Source organism: Sulfitobacter brevis (assembly GCF_900112755.1).
GTDB lineage: Bacteria > Pseudomonadota > Alphaproteobacteria > Rhodobacterales > Rhodobacteraceae > Sulfitobacter > Sulfitobacter brevis.
In genome coordinates, this window is the sequence record NZ_FOMW01000002.1 from 266,858 (window position 1) to 282,224 (window position 15,367).

Consider the following 15,367-nt stretch of genomic DNA (forward strand, 5'->3'; position numbering starts at 1 on the left):
GATCAGTTCTCCTGTTCGGATACGCGGGCGCGCGGCAATGAAATGCGGAAATTTGTGTGACCGGGCACGGAGGTGACCGAAATCCAGCCGCCATGTTCGGAAATAATTTTGCTGACGAGTGCGAGGCCAAGGCCGGTGCCATTTTCACGGCCCGAGACAAAGGGCTCGAACACCTCGCCTTTGATGTGCTCTGGTAGGCCGGGACCATCGTCGATCACCTCGATCTGCAAGGGCAGCGACTGGCCGGTGCCATCGGCGCGGCGCAGTCGGAAAGAATGTTCGAAATAGCTGTGCAACCGAATGGTGCCGCCGGTTTTGCCAGCGGCTTCAGCCGCATTTTTCAGCAGGTTAAGCACCACCTGCAACAGTTGATCCTTGTCCCCCAAGGCCAGCGGCAGCGAGGGATCGTAGTCCTCAATGATTTTCATTTGTGCGCCAAAACCCAGCAGGGCCGAGCGCCGCGCGCGGTCCAGCACGTCATGCAAGTTTACCGCCTGTCGTCGCGGCGGCATCAGGTTGCCAAATTGCTCGACCTGCTCCAGCAGTTTCACGATCCGGCGACTTTCGGCGACGATCAGATCAGTCAGTTCCAGATCATCTGCATTAAGGTTCATCGACAAAAGCTGTGCCGCACCAGTGATGCCTGCCAGCGGGTTCTTGATCTCATGCGCCAGCATCTCCGCCATGCCAATCGCCGAACGTGCCGCAGATTTAACCGAGTTGTTCTGGGTCATTCGACCGGCCAGCTCACGCGGAGAGATCATCATGATCATTTCACCGTCCGACCCCGCCAGCGGTGCAATCTGTAATCCGCATTGGAGCGGCGCGCGGTGGCCGCTGCCGACATCGACGTCATTCACAAACAGTGGGGTCTGGGAGGCGCGGGCCCGCGCGAAGGCGACCTCGAGCGGGTCGTCCACCGCGATCAGATCCCAGACCGGCACGCCCGTCACCGTCTTGGCCGAGGCGTTGAGAAATCCTTCGGCGGCGGGGTTTACGTCGGTGATGGTGTCATCTGCGGCGATCAAAATGGTCGGCAGCGGCAAAGAGGTCCAGATGCGGCGATCGGGGATCATGCGGCGGCCTGTGCGAACACTTGGCCCGTAGCTTGCGGGATCAACCGCAGTGCCTCAATGGGTGACGGGGCGGTCAGCAAAGCGAAGCGCAGAGCGTCAGGTGTGCCAGCGCCATCCATGTACCAGCCCAGATGTTTGCGGGCCACGCGGTGGCCGTGGGTGGTGCCGTAAAAGCTCAGCATCGCCTCGTAATGCGTTGAGATCAGATCGGAAAGGGCATCGCCCTGCGGCAGTACGGGTGCAGGCGTGCCATGCAGAATATGCGCGATCTGCGCCAGCAGCCAAGGCTTGCCCTGCGCGCCGCGTCCCACCATCACACCGTCACCGCCAGATTGGTCGAGCGCGGTCTGCGCCGTTGTCGCATCGATGATATCGCCATTGGCGATCAGGGGGATCGTCACGGCCTCTTTCACCGCGCGGATCGCCTGCCAGTCGGCTTGGCCTTTGTAGAATTGGCAGCGGGTGCGGCCGTGAATGGTGATCATCTTGATCCCCGCCGCCTCGGCCCGCACTGCGATGGGGGCGGCGTTCAGCATGTCATCGTCCCAGCCGAGCCGCGTTTTGAGAGTGACTGGCACATCCACTGCGCCAACCACCGCCTCAATCAGACGCAGCGCGTGATCGGGGGTCTTCATCAGGGCCGAGCCGGAAGCACCTTGGGTCACCTTTTTGGCCGGACAGCCCATATTGATGTCGATGATCCGCGCGCCCTGCCCCACAAGTATCCGCGCGGCTTCGGCCATAGGCGCAGCTTCGCGACCGGCGATCTGCACGGCAGTACCTTCGACGCCAAGGCCCAGCTCAGCCTTTTCGCGGGTGCCGGGACGGCGGCAGAGCAGCTCGTGACTGGCGACCATTTCCGACACCACCAGCCCCGCACCGAACTGCGCCACCAAGGCGCGATAGGGCAGATCGGTGATTCCGGCCATCGGTGCCAGCAGCACCGGCGGGGTCAGATCAAAGGGAAGGGCCAGTCGTGTCACAATGCTTAATCCTTGGGCAACTGCGCTATCTGTAGCGGTGTCATGCGCTAACCTCAATGAAACACCCCCGAGATAGGCGATCAAATCGTAGCATGTGCCTAAAAATTAAGCATCCATCACGGATGATTGCGCTGGCGCAGGTGTTTGCCTAGACAGACGCCATGCAAACCCGCCCGCCTGAACCTGTCTTTGCCCTGATCGTCGCTGCCGGACGCGGCACCCGTGCGGGCGGCGGTACACCAAAGCAGTGGCGCAAGCTCGGCACGGCGCGGGTGATTGAGCACACCATCGACGCTTTTCGCCGCCATCCTTCGGTGCGCCAAATTGTGGTGGTACTTCATCCCGATGACGAGGCCCTCGGCGCGACACTTAAAGGCGACCTGATCCTGACGACCGGCGGTGCTGACCGCGCTGCATCAGTGCGTAACGGGCTTGCCGCCTTGCCGGAGAGTGGCAAAGTTTTGATCCATGATGCAGCGCGGCCTTGTGTGTCGGCGGGTGTTATCGACGGGGTTTTGGAGGCTTTGGAAACCGCCCCTGCCGCCGCCCCCGGCCTGCCGGTGACTGACGCGCTGTGGCAAGGTGCCGAGGGTCTGGTGACGGGGACACAGGATCGCAGCATGCTTTATGCCGCGCAAACGCCGCAGGGTTTTGACCTCGCGACCATCCGAGCGGCGCATGCGGCCCACCAAGGGGCTGCCGCGGACGATGTCGAGGTGGCGCGCGGCGCGGGGATCGATGTTGTCATCACCCAAGGCAGCGCCGATAACCTGAAGATTACCACGGCTGCCGATTTTGCCCGCGCCACACGTATTTTGGAGACGAAGATGGACATTCGCACCGGCAACGGATTTGACGTGCATGCCTTTGGCGCGGGCGATCACGTCATGCTCTGCGGCGTGAAAATACCACATGATCAGGGGCTTGTCGGTCATTCTGATGCAGATGTGGGCATGCACACGGTGAGCGACGCGATCTATGGCGCGCTGGCGATGGGCGACATCGGCCAGCACTTCCCACCTAGCGATCCGCAATGGAAAGGTGCCGAAAGCCATGTATTTTTACGCCATGCCGCAGATCTCGCGCGGAGCGAGGGATTTACCCTGACCCATGTCGATTGCACGCTGATCTGCGAATACCCCAAGGTCGGGCCGCACGCGGCAGACATGCGGGCGAAAATGGCCGAAATCCTCGGGATCGATCTGTCGCGGGTATCGGTCAAGGCCACTACGTCCGAGCGGCTCGGGTTTACCGGACGCGGCGAAGGCATCGCCTGTATGGCAACAGCAACATTGGTGAAAATATGAAACTGGCAACGCTTATCGGCACGCTCTTGGGTGTCGGCTATATCCGCCCCGCGCCCGGCACGTGGGGGTCGCTTGTGGCACTGCCTTGGGCGTGGCTGGTGCATATCATCGGTGGCTTTCCCTTGCTTGTCATCGGCATCATTGTGGCCTTCCTCAAGGGGTGGTGGGCAACGTCTAAGATGACCGAGGGCAGCGACGACCATGACCCGTCACACATTGTAGTGGATGAACTTGTCGGCCAGTGGATCGCGCTGGCGCCGCTCAGCTATGCCGCATGGACAATGGACATCAGCATCACCGCGATGTGGCCGGGCTGGATCGCGGCCTTCGCGCTGTTCCGGCTGTTTGATATCTGGAAACCGCTGATCATTGGCTGGGCCGACCGGCGCGGTGACGCCTTGGGCGTGATGCTGGATGATGTCTTTGCCGGTATTTTCGCAGCCATCGGTGTGTTGGCCTTGGCGGCACTTTATCACGGTGTGCTTTGACATGACTGTCGCGTCAGAGATCTTGGCGCAGTCTGCACGCGCGGGCGTGATGATTACCTGCGCCGAAAGCTGCACCGGCGGTATGGTTGCCGCCGCCTTGACCGATTTGCCGGGGTCATCCGCGATGTTTGACCGTGGTTTCGTGACTTATACCAACGCCGCAAAGATCGAGATGCTGGGCGTGGCGCAAGCCACCCTTTCCGCCCGTGGCGCAGTATCCGAGCAGATCGCCATCGAAATGGCACGTGGCGCCTTGGCACGGTCAGCTGCGGCACTGGCGGTGTCGATCACGGGGATCGCGGGGCCCGGCGGATCTGAGCACAAGCCCGAAGGGCGAGTTTGCTTTGGCATCGCAGCGAATGGTGCGTGCAAGACCGAGACCATCGAATTCGGTGCCCTTGGTCGCACTGCCGTGCGATGCGCTGCCCGCGACCACGCGCTCGGCCTGCTCCTCGCCGCGCTTGAGACTCTGCCTGATAAATAATCACACACGCCCGAGAGGCGCTTAATCCTTGGGCGTTTAACATTTTGCCCTGAAATGCGGCAGCTTTGCCCGCAATTAAGCTTCCCTGCCCGTCTGTGCTGCGCTTTCTGCCTGCAACCTTTGCAAACCGGAGAGCCACGATGATCGCCGCCGATACCGCCTGGATTATGACCGCGACCGCTCTTGTGCTGTTTATGACGCTGCCCGGCCTTGCGCTGTTCTATGGCGGTCTGGTGCGCAGCCGAAACGTGCTCAGCGTTTTCATGCATTGCTATGCCATTGCCTGTTTGATGAGCGTGTTGTGGTTCTTCGTGGGCTATTCCATCGCTTTCGGCCCCGGTGAAAGCGGTGTCTGGGGTGGCTTGGCCAAGGTCGGGCTGAATGGTGTGACCGCCGATTCCCTCGCCGGTACTATCCCCGAGGTCCTGTTCTTTGCCTTCCAGATGACCTTTGCGATCATCACACCAGCGCTGATTGTCGGCTCGTATGTCGAACGGGTCGGCTTTGGTTTTGTGCTGTTATTTTCCGGCCTGTGGATGCTGCTGTGCTATGCGCCAGTGGTGCATTGGATCTGGGGCGGCGGCATGATGTCCGATGGCGGGATTTTCGGCGTGGTCGGCGTTAAGGATTTCGCAGGTGGTATTGTGGTGCATGAAACTGCGGGCCTCGCGGCGCTGATCCTTGCTGTGTTCCTCGGTCCGCGCAAAAACAACAACACGCCGCCGCATAACCCCGGTTTCGTGATGATTGGTGCGGCAATGCTCTGGGTCGGCTGGTTCGGCTTTAACGGTGGCTCGCAGCTGGCCGCTGATGGCGGGGCCGCGATGGCGATCACTGTCACCCACATCTCTGCCGCGACCGCCTCGCTGACATGGGCGCTGTGGGAGAAGGTAAAGTTCGGCAAATCCTCGCTCGTCGGCATTGTCACCGGCACCATCGCGGGCTTGGCCTCGATCACGCCGGCTTCGGGCTTTGTCGGCCCGTGGGGCGCGCTGCTGATCGGCGCTGTCGCGGGCATCTTGTGTCAGGAAGCCGTAGTGATGATCCGCAACCGCCTCAAGATAGACGACACGCTGGATGTCTTTGCCGTTCACGGCGTGGGCGGGATTTTCGGCACCATCATGATTGCAGCGCTCGGGCTAGGCTCTTGGGCCGCTCAGCTTGGTGCCCTGGCGATTGTGGGTATCTTTACCACCGTCGTCAGCATCGCTCTTATCTACATTTGCAAGGCGATCACACCGCTGCGCGTTGACCTAGAGACCGAAACCAACGGCCTTGATTTGACGGTTCACGGTGAACGCGCCTACGATATGACCAGCTAGAACGGCACGTCTGCCGGAGGCATCTTGCTATGTCTTCGGCCCGTAAAGTGCTGCGGCCCGCGTCTCGAAGGCCCGCACCACGCGCTGCATCGCCTCGTTAAACACCACGCCGATGATCTTTTGCAGGATCATGTTGCGAAACTCGAAATCGACGAAGAAATGTACCTTGCAGCCGTTCTGCGTGTCTTCAAACGCCCAGTTGGAGCGCATGTGCTTGAACGGCCCATCCAGATATTCGGTGTCGATTTTCATCGCTTCGGGCCAAAGCACCACACGGCTGGTGAATCGCTCGCGGAATACCTTGAAGCTGATGACCAGATCGGCCTCCATCACGCGGTGATCGCCACGGTCTTCGTCCGTGCGGATACGCGCGGCAGCGGTCCATGGCAAAAATTCGGGGTAGCGCGCTACATCGGCAACCAGATCATACATCTGTTGCGCGCTATAGGGCAGTTCTCTGGTTTCGGAATGGGTTGGCATTGCTATCCGTCGCTGCTCGGGTTAGCCCTGTTTCACCGTTCAGAGCCATGACTTCAAGGGCAAAGCCATGTCGCACCCCCCCTATGTGATTGATGAAATGATTTCCGCCAAGGCGATTGCCGCGCGGATCGAAGCGCTGTCAAAGGCGATCCACGACGAATTTGACGGCACCGACAAGCTGATTGTTGTGGGGCTGCTGCGCGGCTCTTTCGTGTTTATTGCCGATCTGGTGCGTGAGCTTGACCTGCCGATCGAGGTCGATTTCCTCGAAGCCTCCAGCTATGGTGACGGCATGGAGTCTTCGCGCGAAGTGCGCATTCTCAAGGATTTGCGCGGCCCCATCGAAGGTCGAGATGTGCTGGTTGTCGAAGACATTGTTGATACCGGCCATACGCTTCACCACGTTGTAAACCTGCTGCTTTCGCGCGAACCGGCACGGCTTAAATCTATTGCGCTGCTGGATAAACCCGACCGCCGCGAGGTCGAGATGAAGGCCGATTGGACCGGCTTTGAGATCCCCGACGAATTCGTGGTCGGCTATGGCATCGATTACGCCCAGCGCAACCGCAACTTGCCCTATATCGGCAAAGTCCGTTTCACATGAACCCGCAATGGCTGTTCCGGATGTCGCGCTGGGCCCGCAATCCGCCGTCAATGGGGCGGGTCAAACTGGTGTTTGGTGTGATCCTCGTAGCGGCGCTGATCTGGGGCATTGACTGGCTCGGCTATTGGCCTGACTGGGCCCGCGCTGAGCGGATTCCGCGCAAGTTCTAGTTAATCACGAATTTGTTAATCTACCTTTAACCACCTGTGTTATCCTGTCGTCAGTATAGGGAGCATATTATGAAATTGATTACCAAAGCCGCAATTACGCTCGGCCTGAGCATTGCCGTTGTCGCCACCGCTGCTTTTTCAGCGAGCCATGTGTCGAAGCCGCAGGCTGACTCGGTCAAAGCCCGTCAGGGCCAGATGCAACTGATCGGATATCACACAGGTATCCTCGGGGCGATGGCGAAGGGCGAAGCCGAGTACGATGCTGCAAAAGCCACTTCCGCTGCCAAAAATCTGAACGCCGCCGCTAGTTTTGACCGCGCATCGCTGTGGCTGGAAGGCACGGAGCAGGGTGTTGCCGACGATAACCGCGCCAAGGCAGAGATCTGGACCGACGCTGCCGGATTTGATGCCAAGTTCATGGCCCTTCAAGATGCCAGCGCCGCGATGATTGATGCGGCTGGCACCGATCTCGACTCGCTCAAGGTGGCGATGGGGGATATCGGCAAGGCCTGCGGTGCCTGCCATGATGATTATCGCGGCCCCAAGAACTGATCGTTGAAGAGACTCGCACTGATCCTTGCAAGTTGCGCCATTCTCGGCGCGGCGGCGGGCTGGATGCTCACGGCACCAGCCCCGCTTGAGGCATCATATGGCGCCGGGCTGACCGCTGATCCTGATGCAGGGGCACTGGTCTTTGCAGCGGGCGGTTGCGCGTCGTGCCACACGGCTCCGACGGCTGAGCCGAGCGACGGCGGCCCCCCTGTCCTCTCCGGCGGCCTTGCGATTGTCAGCGACTTTGGCACCTTCCACGTCCCTAACATCTCTCCCGATCCGGACGCGGGCATTGGTAGTTGGACGCTTGCGCAATTCGCCCGCGCCGTGACCCAAGGTGTCTCGCCCGAGGGGGCACATTACTATCCGGCATTTCCATATACCGCCTACCATCATCTCGCCCCGCAAGACTTGGTTGACCTGCACGCCTTCATGATGACCCTACCCGCCTCGGCCACAGCGTCGGTGTCGCATGATGTAGGCTTCCCATTCAATGTCAGGCGCGGCTTGGGAGTCTGGAAGAAGCTTTATCTGCATGAAGATTACGTATTGGCAGGAGAACACACCCCTGAAGTATCACGTGGCCGCTATCTGGCCGAAGCACTTAGCCATTGCGCAGAATGCCATACATCGCGTGGCCCACTGGGTGGATTGAACCGCAGCCAATGGCTCGCCGGTGCGCCAAACCCGTCCGGCAAGGGCCGCATTCCCAATATCACCCCCGCCGCATTAGACTGGTCGGAAGCCGATCTGGTGGAATACTTCACCTCCGGCTTCACCCCCGACTATGACAGCGCTGGAGGCGAAATGGCCGAAGTGGTGCGCAACCTCGTGCAATTGCCGCAAAGCGACCGCGCAGCCATTGCCGCCTACCTCAAAGCCGTCCCGCCAGTGCCGAACGCACCAGCGGAGTAACGCGCACCTTAGCCGAGTCCGAGTTTTTTATTCCGTGCTGCCCGCAGCCGTGCAAAATCGTCGCCCGCATGGTAGGAGGACCGCGTCAAAGGCGAAGCGGAAACCATCAGGAACCCCTTGCCGTATGCCGACTTTTCATAGGCCGCAAACTCGTCAGGATGCACAAACCGGTCGACTGCATGGTGCTTCGGTGTCGGCTGCAAATACTGCCCGATGGTCAGGAAATCGATATCGGCGGCGCGCATGTCTTCCATTACCTGAATGACCGACTGACGGTCCTCGCCCAAGCCTACCATGATCCCCGATTTGGTGAACATCGACGGGTCCAGCTCTTTCACCCGCTGCAACAGCCGCAAAGAATGGAAATACCGCGCCCCGGGCCGTACCTCGGGGTAAAGCCCCGGCACCGTCTCAAGGTTGTGGTTAAACACATCGGGCCGCGCCTCGACGATTTGCTCCAACACGGCAGGATCGCAACGGATGAAATCCGGCGTCAAAATTTCGATGGTGGTGTCAGGGCTGCGATGGCGCACTGCGCGAATCGTCTGGGCGAAATGCTCCGCCCCGCCATCGTTGATATCGTCGCGATCGACCGAGGTAATGACCACATGTTTGAGCCCCAGCTTGGCCACGGCATCAGCCACCCGCCCCGGCTCGAAAGCATCCAGCGCCTCGGGCGGCTTGCCCGTCGCAATGTTGCAGAAGGTACAAGCGCGGGTACAAACCTCCCCCATGATCATCATGGTGGCATGGCCCTGGCTCCAGCATTCGCCGACATTGGGGCAACCAGCTTCCTCGCATACCGTCACCAGCTTGTTCTCGCGCATGATCCGCGCGGTCGCAGCATAACCCGCCCCACCCGGCGCCTTGACCCTGATCCATGACGGCTTCTTGGGCTGGGCGTTATCGGGCTTGCGCGCCTTTTCAGGATGACGCTGCTCCGGAATCTTCAAATCGCGCATCTGCACCATTCCTCGTATCGGTTGCCCCGTCTTACCACATCATCCCAAAGACAAAAGCCCAGCCCCGCACAAACCACCCATGCACCACGCGCGCGCTTGCCTTGATTTGGCAAAGTAAACTCGATCCGCCCCGTTGTTACCGCGCCAACGCCTGCGCCGCTTGCCACTGCTTTCGGAAAATACCTATCTTCCACAGGCGCTTACCATCAATAAAGGCCGAAAGCCCCTGTTTTCCCGTTGCACCGACGCCGCCAAACATTAGAATGATTCTAACAGCCGCGCTGACCCACGTTTTCCAACGCAGGCAGGCGGGTTGATAAGAAATTGCAAACAAACAACCTTCCGGAGGTTTTATGGACGGTGGCGATAAATGCCCAATGGGCAGAGCAAAACGATCAAACCGTGACTGGTGGCCAAACCAGTTGGATATCTCGGTGCTGCACCAGCACTCAGCCGAATCCAACCCGCTGGGCGCTGACTTCGACTATGCCGAGGCGTTCAAATCGCTCGACCTCGATGCGGTCAAGAAAGATCTCTTCGCGTTGATGACCGACAGCCAGGACTGGTGGCCCGCAGATTACGGCCACTACGGCCCGTTCTTCATCCGCATGGCATGGCACTCTGCAGGCACCTACCGCACGGCAGATGGCCGCGGCGGCGCAAGCTCCGGCAGCCAGCGTTTCGCTCCGTTGAACTCATGGCCCGATAACGGCAACCTCGATAAGGCGCGCCGCCTGCTTTGGCCCATCAAGCAGAAGTACGGCAATAGCCTGAGCTGGGCCGACCTGTTCATCCTCACCGGTAACTGCGCCATCGAATCGATGGGCGGCAAGGTCTTTGGCTTTGGCGGCGGGCGTACCGATGTCTGGGCCCCCGAGCAGGACGTCTATTGGGGCGGCGAAAACGAATGGCTCGCCACCAGTGACAAAGAAAACAGCCGCTACTCCGGCGAGCGGGATCTTGAAAACCCGTTGGCCGCCGTGCAGATGGGCCTGATCTACGTCAACCCCGAAGGCCCCGATGGCAACCCGGACCCGATGGGTTCAGGCCGTGACATCCGCGACACCTTTGCGCGCATGGCGATGAACGACGAAGAAACCGTCGCACTGGTTGCGGGCGGCCACACCTTCGGCAAGGCCCATGGTGCGGGCGATCCGCTGATGGTCGGCAACGACCCCGAAGGCGGCGCATTGGCCGATCAGGGCTTTGGCTGGAACAACAGCCATGAGACCGGTGTCGGCATCCACGTCACCACCTCCGGCGTCGAAGGCCCTTGGACCCCGACCCCGACCCAGTGGGACATGACCTATTTCGACGTGCTCTTCGGCAATGAGTGGGAACTGACGAAAAGCCCCGCCGGTGCCAACCAGTGGCAGCCGAAAGAGATGAAAGAGAGCGAGAAAGCTCCGCAGGTCGATGGCAACGGTAAGGTGCCGATCATGATGACCACCGCCGACATGGCGATGCGCATGGATCCGGCCTATGAGAAAATCGCCCGCCGCTTTCATGCCAACCCCGAAGAGTTCGCTGATGCCTTCGCACGCGCATGGTTCAAATTGACCCACCGCGACATGGGCCCCAAGGCGCGCTACCTCGGTCCTGACGTGCCTTCCGAAAACCTGATCTGGCAAGATCCGGTGCCTGCGGTCGATCACCCGCTTGTCGATGAGGCTGATGTGAAAGCCCTGAAGGCAAAGCTGATCGACAGCGGCATCTCTACCTCTGATCTGGTGCAAACGGCATGGGCATCAGCCTCCACCTACCGCGCGTCCGACATGCGTGGCGGGGCTAATGGTGCCCGCCTCCGGCTGGCGCCACAAAAGGATTGGGAAGTGAACCGCCCGTCCGAGCTGGCTGGTATCCTGTCGAAGCTCGAAGCGGTCCAGTCCGACTTCAACAGCGCGCAGAGCAACGGCAAGAAAATCTCGCTGGCCGATCTCATCGTGCTGGGCGGTGCAGCCGCGCTCGAAAAAGCATCGAACGACGCAGGCCACGCCATCTCCGTGCCTTTCGTTCCAGGCCGCGCCGATGCCACAGCCGAACAGACTGATGCCGAAAGCTTTGATGTTATGGAGCCTGTCGCCGACGGGTTCCGCAACTACCTCAAAGGCCGCTACCGCATCACCGCCGAGGAAATGCTGGTCGACAAATCCCAACTCATGGGCCTCACCGCCCCTGAAATGGCCGTCCTTCTGGGTGGCATGCGGACGATTGGCGCAAACTGGGACGACAGCAAAACCGGTGTGCTTACCACACGCCCCGGCACGCTCAGCAACGACTTCTTTGTCACATTGTTGGACATGAACACCCGCTGGACACCCACATCAGAAGACGAAGCCGACTTTGAAGGAAAAGACCGGACATCAGGCGAAAAGCGCTTTACCGCCTCGCGTGTCGATCTGGTCTTCGGCTCCAACTCGCAACTGCGCGCCTTGGCTGAAGTCTACGGTCAAAGCGATGCAGAGCCAAAATTCCTGCGCGATTTCGTCGCCGCTTGGGACAAGGTGATGATGGCGGACCGCCACGAGTTGGCCTGATCCACGGCCACAATCAACAAAAAGGGCATCCAATCGGGTGCCCTTTTTCCTTTGTAGAGGATTTGCGAGTCAGCTTCACTTTTTGGCAAAACACCTCCACCAGAGGCCCGCCCATCCAAACGCACATCTGCGCCAGTATGATCCGCTCACCCGATAAGCGCACCACCCGGCCCCGTCGTCTCATCATAATGCCGCTTCAGTCGCATGAGGGCGATGCGCAACACAATTTTGCCCGATCGGGCCGACCACCCCAACCGCTTCTCGGCTGCCTCCAAGCCTTCTAAATAGCAGCAGCACCGCAATACCACGTCCGACAGGCCCGGCCCTAAATCTGCCAATGCCGACGCCACCCGCAACCGCGCCCGCGCAGGCGCATCACCGCCCCCGCTTCCTGCCGCCGCGCCGCCCGCCCCTGCTGTCAAAAAGTGGTCCCAGTTCTGGGCAACCCGTGCGCCCATCTGTGCCAGTTCAAAATCTTCGCGCAGCCGCTCGCCCGCATGGACCAACGCATCGCTTAAAAACGCCTCGCCGCTTCTGTCGCGTCGCCGCGCCAGCGCTGTCAAAGGGCTCTCGGCCAGACTATAGCGCACGCGGCGTGACCCGCGGGCATCGTTCCCGATATCGTCCGCCATCTCGTCGTCCGCCGTCTTGCCCGAAAATGCCGTCTGGCTTTCAGCAAATCCCGCCGCTCCGGTGCCGTCGTCACCCAGTTTGCTCATCAACTCTTCCAGCGCCGCACGGCCTGCCGAAGTGATAGTATAGCGGATAATCCGCCCTGTATTCGTCGCCGAGATCCAGTCTTTGAGCGCCATTGCCTGCGCCACAGAAGCCTCCACCACTGCCGTTCGCGCGCCGGCTCCTCCTGCTGTTTCGCGCACCACAATTGCCTTGTCCATTTGCGCCGCCACTGCCAATACCGCGCCGGTCTCGCAAAGCCGCCGTAGAATACGAAGCGCCTCGCGGTTCAGCGTGGTCTCGTCTGGCAGGGCGTCCTGTTGCGGTTTGGTGATCACCCTGTTCTCCTCAATGGACGTCTGTGGTTTTGCGGCGGCGGGCCCCTCAATCAGGTGCCGCAAGGCGGCATCGACCAATGGATCATCGCGCCGTGTCTCGATCCGACGGATTTGGCGCAAGATGGTTGAGGCATGGCATCCCGCCTCCCGTGCGAGCGCTCTAATCGGCTCGCCGGTTTCGGTATGGGCCAGGTAATGCCGCACCCCCTTGGGCACCCAGCCGGGCAAGCCAAACCCACCAATGGCACCACGCTCGTTAAGCCTCAAATCCACTTGCATCGCGTCTACCACCTCCATCTAATTTGGCGTTACCAACAGGTTATCCCCAGACATACCCACAGGACTCTGAGTTGCATTAGTTACCTGTTCGTTAAAATAGCCTCGCTTAGCCATCATTGTTTCCAAAGGATAAACAGTCGTAACGGCGGCGTGCGGCCCTGCCCCAGCCCACGCAACACCCTCAAAAGTTGTGCAATGCTCGCTTTACGGGACCGAGTCGGTTCACTGCGAAACTGTTCAGGAGCTTTCAATGCAAGATGTAATCACCATGCTGCAAAACATGCACAGACCCCGCCTGATGATGCGTGCCGCCAAGGTGGGCGCCGAAGGCTACCGCCGCGACGCGCATCTGCCACGCCTGCTGGGTCACAGCACGTTGCCACGCCACTATCAGGCACTTCTTAAATTGATTGAAATCGAGACCGAGCTAAATACAAAACGCAAGGCAACCGAACCAGACTACAGCCTGATGCGGCACCTTGACGTTTTGATTGCGATGGTCGGCGAAGCCCGCATATTGCGGGCCGCGCAAGTGCCGCTAGGGCTGGTGTGATTACATGAAGCTGTCGGGCTCGGCGGCCTTTTTCTGGGCCACAAACGCGTCCAGAGCTTCACGGGTCGCCGGATCCATCGCGGGCTGCTGATAGTCTGCCAACATCTTCTCGACACGCAGGCTGGCGAGCGTCTGGGTGTCGCGCGCGCCTTCTTCAGACCACGTCTCGAACGGTTTGTAGTCCAGCAGATCGCTCTTCCAGAACGCGGCCTTAAAGTTGGCCTGCGTATGGGCACAGCCCAGATAATGCCCGCCCGGCCCGACTTCGCGGATCGCATCCAGCGCCTGCGCATTCTCGTCCATCTGGATGCCCTGCGCCAGATGGTGCAACGTGCCTAACTGGTCCGCGTCCATCACAAACTTCTCAAAGCTGCTGACCAGACCGCCTTCAAGCCATCCGCAGGCGTGCAACATGAAGTTCACCCCTGACAGCAGGCCCATGTTCAAGCTGTTCGAAGTTTCGTAAGCCGCCTGAGCGTCCGGCAGCTTCGAGCCGCAGAACGAACCCGCTGAGCGGAACGGAAGGTTCATCCGCCGTGCAAGCTGACCCGCCCCATAAGTAATATGCGCGGCCTCAGGCGTGCCAAATGTCGGCGCGCCCGAATTCATGTCGATCGAGGTAACGAAGGCCCCGAAAATCACCGGCGCGCCTTTGCGCACCAACTGGCTATAGGCAATGCCTGCCAGAACCTCGGCCAAAACCTGCGTCAAAGTCCCCGCCACGCTGACCGGCGCCATCGCCCCGCCAACAATAAACGGTGAAATGATCGCCGCCTGATTGTTCTCGGCATAAACTTTCAGCGCGCCCATCATGACATCGTCGAATGTCATCGGCGAGTTGATGTTGATCAGCGATGTCATCACCGTGTTGTCCTGAACGAACTGCTCGCCAAACAACACACCGCACATATCGACCGAATCCTGCGCACGGCTCGGCTCGGTCACCGATCCCATGAATGGCTTGTCGCTCAGCGTCATATGCGCGTGCAACATATCCAGATGGCGCTTGTTCACCGGTACATCGGTCGGCTCGCAGACGGTGCCGCCGGAATGGTGCAGCCACTTCGACATATAGGCGAGCTTCACGAACTTATTGAAATCACCCATCGTGGCATAGCGCCGCCCACCTGCCGCATCACGTACAAAGGGTGGGCCATAAACCGGCGCCAGCACCAGATTGCGCCCGCCAATCACCACATTGCGCTGCGGATTGCGCGCCACCTGCGTATATTCCGAAGGTGCGGTCTTGCACAATTCGCGGGCCAACCCCTTGGGAATACGCACGCGTTCGCCATCCACGCTCGCACCGGCCTCACGCCACAGCGCCAAGGCTTCGGGGTTATCAGGGAAATTCACCCCGATCTCTTCGAGGATGATATCAGCATTGCGCTCGATGATCTCCAGCGCCTCTTCGGACAAGATCTCGAAGTTGGGAATGTTGCGCTCGATGTACTTTGCCGTCTCGAACGAAACCGCACTGCGCTCCGCGCGCCGCGCCGCACCGCCGCCGCCCCGTGCCCGTCGTGCTTCTCCTGCCATGATCGTTCCCTTCAAACCCAAATGTTGCCTGTCTCTACCGCACCGTTTCGACCCCGCTCGCGCGTATAACGCCCTGCCAGAGAAAAAAACGACATGACCCGCT

17 protein-coding genes are annotated in these 15,367 nt (G+C 60.1%); 10 read left to right on the top strand and 7 right to left on the bottom strand.

Going from position 1 to position 15,367, the window contains the following annotated elements; genetic code table 11:
* Window positions 1–2 precede the first annotated feature (2 nt).
* Window positions 3–1,076, bottom strand: a complete 1,074-nt coding sequence (locus BM174_RS03795) for a two-component system sensor histidine kinase NtrB (protein WP_093922498.1) — start codon at window positions 1,074–1,076, stop codon at window positions 3–5.
* Window positions 1,073–2,062, bottom strand: coding sequence for a tRNA dihydrouridine synthase DusB (dusB, locus tag BM174_RS03800; RefSeq protein ID WP_425442321.1), 990 nt, complete (start codon window positions 2,060–2,062; stop codon window positions 1,073–1,075). The genes BM174_RS03795 and dusB overlap by 4 nt, the downstream gene beginning before the upstream one ends.
* A 158-nt stretch (window positions 2,063–2,220) precedes the next feature.
* Between dusB and BM174_RS03805 the strand changes: the two genes are divergently transcribed.
* The 4 genes from BM174_RS03805 to BM174_RS03820 all read left to right on the top strand — a co-directional run bounded on the left by BM174_RS03805 (window position 2,221) and on the right by BM174_RS03820 (window position 5,660).
* Complete coding sequence (locus BM174_RS03805; protein ID WP_093922499.1) at window positions 2,221–3,366, top strand: bifunctional 2-C-methyl-D-erythritol 4-phosphate cytidylyltransferase/2-C-methyl-D-erythritol 2,4-cyclodiphosphate synthase; 1,146 nt, start codon at window positions 2,221–2,223, stop codon at window positions 3,364–3,366.
* On the top strand, window positions 3,363–3,854 hold the full coding sequence (locus BM174_RS03810) for a phosphatidylglycerophosphatase A family protein (RefSeq protein ID WP_093922500.1): 492 nt from the start codon (window positions 3,363–3,365) through the stop codon (window positions 3,852–3,854). The genes BM174_RS03805 and BM174_RS03810 overlap by 4 nt, the downstream gene beginning before the upstream one ends.
* 1 nt (window position 3,855) lies before the next feature.
* A complete protein-coding gene (locus BM174_RS03815; protein ID WP_093922501.1) occupies window positions 3,856–4,338 on the top strand; it encodes a CinA family protein in 483 nt (160 codons plus the stop codon).
* A 140-nt stretch (window positions 4,339–4,478) separates the two neighbouring features.
* The gene (locus BM174_RS03820) at window positions 4,479–5,660 is read left to right on the top strand and encodes an ammonium transporter (protein ID WP_093922502.1); all 1,182 of its coding nucleotides are present in this window, start codon (window positions 4,479–4,481) and stop codon (window positions 5,658–5,660) included.
* 27 nt (window positions 5,661–5,687) lie between these two features.
* Here the strand turns inward: BM174_RS03820 and BM174_RS03825 are convergent, their stop codons facing one another.
* On the bottom strand, window positions 5,688–6,140 hold the full coding sequence (locus tag BM174_RS03825) for a type II toxin-antitoxin system RatA family toxin (RefSeq protein WP_093922503.1): 453 nt from the start codon (window positions 6,138–6,140) through the stop codon (window positions 5,688–5,690).
* A 67-nt stretch (window positions 6,141–6,207) separates the two neighbouring features.
* On the opposite strand from BM174_RS03825, the gene hpt reads away from it, so the two are divergent.
* The 4 genes from hpt (at window position 6,208) to BM174_RS03840 (ending at window position 8,381) form a co-directional block, all read left to right on the top strand.
* A complete protein-coding gene (hpt, locus tag BM174_RS03830; RefSeq protein WP_093922504.1) occupies window positions 6,208–6,744 on the top strand; it encodes a hypoxanthine phosphoribosyltransferase in 537 nt (178 codons plus the stop codon).
* Complete coding sequence (locus BM174_RS21005; protein ID WP_177209407.1) at window positions 6,741–6,914, top strand: hypothetical protein; 174 nt, start codon at window positions 6,741–6,743, stop codon at window positions 6,912–6,914. Before hpt ends, BM174_RS21005 begins: the two co-directional genes overlap by 4 nt.
* A gap of 69 nt (window positions 6,915–6,983) precedes the next feature.
* Entirely contained in the window at window positions 6,984–7,466 is a 483-nt protein-coding gene (locus tag BM174_RS03835) for a c-type cytochrome (protein WP_093922505.1), read from the top strand.
* 3 nt (window positions 7,467–7,469) lie between these two features.
* Window positions 7,470–8,381, top strand: coding sequence for a c-type cytochrome (locus tag BM174_RS03840; protein WP_245766257.1), 912 nt, complete (start codon window positions 7,470–7,472; stop codon window positions 8,379–8,381).
* A gap of 8 nt (window positions 8,382–8,389) precedes the next feature.
* Here BM174_RS03840 and lipA read toward each other — a convergent pair whose 3' ends face one another.
* The gene (lipA, locus tag BM174_RS03845) at window positions 8,390–9,343 is read right to left on the bottom strand and encodes a lipoyl synthase (RefSeq protein WP_093922622.1); all 954 of its coding nucleotides are present in this window, start codon (window positions 9,341–9,343) and stop codon (window positions 8,390–8,392) included.
* A gap of 136 nt (window positions 9,344–9,479) precedes the next feature.
* A complete protein-coding gene (locus tag BM174_RS03850) occupies window positions 9,480–9,677 on the bottom strand; it encodes a hypothetical protein (RefSeq protein ID WP_093922506.1) in 198 nt (65 codons plus the stop codon).
* Between the two features lie 19 nt (window positions 9,678–9,696).
* On the opposite strand from BM174_RS03850, the gene katG reads away from it, so the two are divergent.
* Entirely contained in the window at window positions 9,697–11,880 is a 2,184-nt protein-coding gene (gene katG / locus BM174_RS03855; protein WP_093922507.1) for a catalase/peroxidase HPI, read from the top strand.
* Between the two features lie 146 nt (window positions 11,881–12,026).
* Here katG and BM174_RS03860 read toward each other — a convergent pair whose 3' ends face one another.
* On the bottom strand, window positions 12,027–13,172 hold the full coding sequence (locus BM174_RS03860; RefSeq protein ID WP_093922623.1) for a DUF6456 domain-containing protein: 1,146 nt from the start codon (window positions 13,170–13,172) through the stop codon (window positions 12,027–12,029).
* Between the two features lie 250 nt (window positions 13,173–13,422).
* Here BM174_RS03860 and BM174_RS03865 point away from each other — a divergent pair, with 250 nt between their 5' ends.
* Window positions 13,423–13,725, top strand: coding sequence for a DUF6477 family protein (locus BM174_RS03865; RefSeq protein WP_093922508.1), 303 nt, complete (start codon window positions 13,423–13,425; stop codon window positions 13,723–13,725).
* Here the strand turns inward: BM174_RS03865 and BM174_RS03870 are convergent, their stop codons facing one another.
* A complete protein-coding gene (locus BM174_RS03870; protein WP_093922509.1) occupies window positions 13,726–15,264 on the bottom strand; it encodes a trimethylamine methyltransferase family protein in 1,539 nt (512 codons plus the stop codon).
* Between the last annotated feature and the right edge of the window lie 103 nt (window positions 15,265–15,367).

Coding starts and splice junctions, on each gene's coding strand:
- hpt (WP_093922504.1), top strand. CDS start 6,208: ATGTCGCACCCCCCCTATGTGATTGATGAAATGATTTCCGCCAAGGCG.
- katG (WP_093922507.1), top strand. CDS start 9,697: ATGGACGGTGGCGATAAATGCCCAATGGGCAGAGCAAAACGATCAAAC.
- BM174_RS03805 (WP_093922499.1), top strand. CDS start 2,221: ATGCAAACCCGCCCGCCTGAACCTGTCTTTGCCCTGATCGTCGCTGCC.
- BM174_RS03815 (WP_093922501.1), top strand. CDS start 3,856: ATGACTGTCGCGTCAGAGATCTTGGCGCAGTCTGCACGCGCGGGCGTG.
- BM174_RS03865 (WP_093922508.1), top strand. CDS start 13,423: ATGCAAGATGTAATCACCATGCTGCAAAACATGCACAGACCCCGCCTG.
- BM174_RS03870 (WP_093922509.1), bottom strand. CDS start 15,264: ATGGCAGGAGAAGCACGACGGGCACGGGGCGGCGGCGGTGCGGCGCGG.
- BM174_RS03835 (WP_093922505.1), top strand. CDS start 6,984: ATGAAATTGATTACCAAAGCCGCAATTACGCTCGGCCTGAGCATTGCC.
- BM174_RS03825 (WP_093922503.1), bottom strand. CDS start 6,140: ATGCCAACCCATTCCGAAACCAGAGAACTGCCCTATAGCGCGCAACAG.
- BM174_RS21005 (WP_177209407.1), top strand. CDS start 6,741: ATGAACCCGCAATGGCTGTTCCGGATGTCGCGCTGGGCCCGCAATCCG.
- BM174_RS03820 (WP_093922502.1), top strand. CDS start 4,479: ATGATCGCCGCCGATACCGCCTGGATTATGACCGCGACCGCTCTTGTG.
- lipA (WP_093922622.1), bottom strand. CDS start 9,343: ATGCGCGATTTGAAGATTCCGGAGCAGCGTCATCCTGAAAAGGCGCGC.
- BM174_RS03860 (WP_093922623.1), bottom strand. CDS start 13,172: ATGCAAGTGGATTTGAGGCTTAACGAGCGTGGTGCCATTGGTGGGTTT.
- BM174_RS03795 (WP_093922498.1), bottom strand. CDS start 1,076: ATGATCCCCGATCGCCGCATCTGGACCTCTTTGCCGCTGCCGACCATT.
- BM174_RS03810 (WP_093922500.1), top strand. CDS start 3,363: ATGAAACTGGCAACGCTTATCGGCACGCTCTTGGGTGTCGGCTATATC.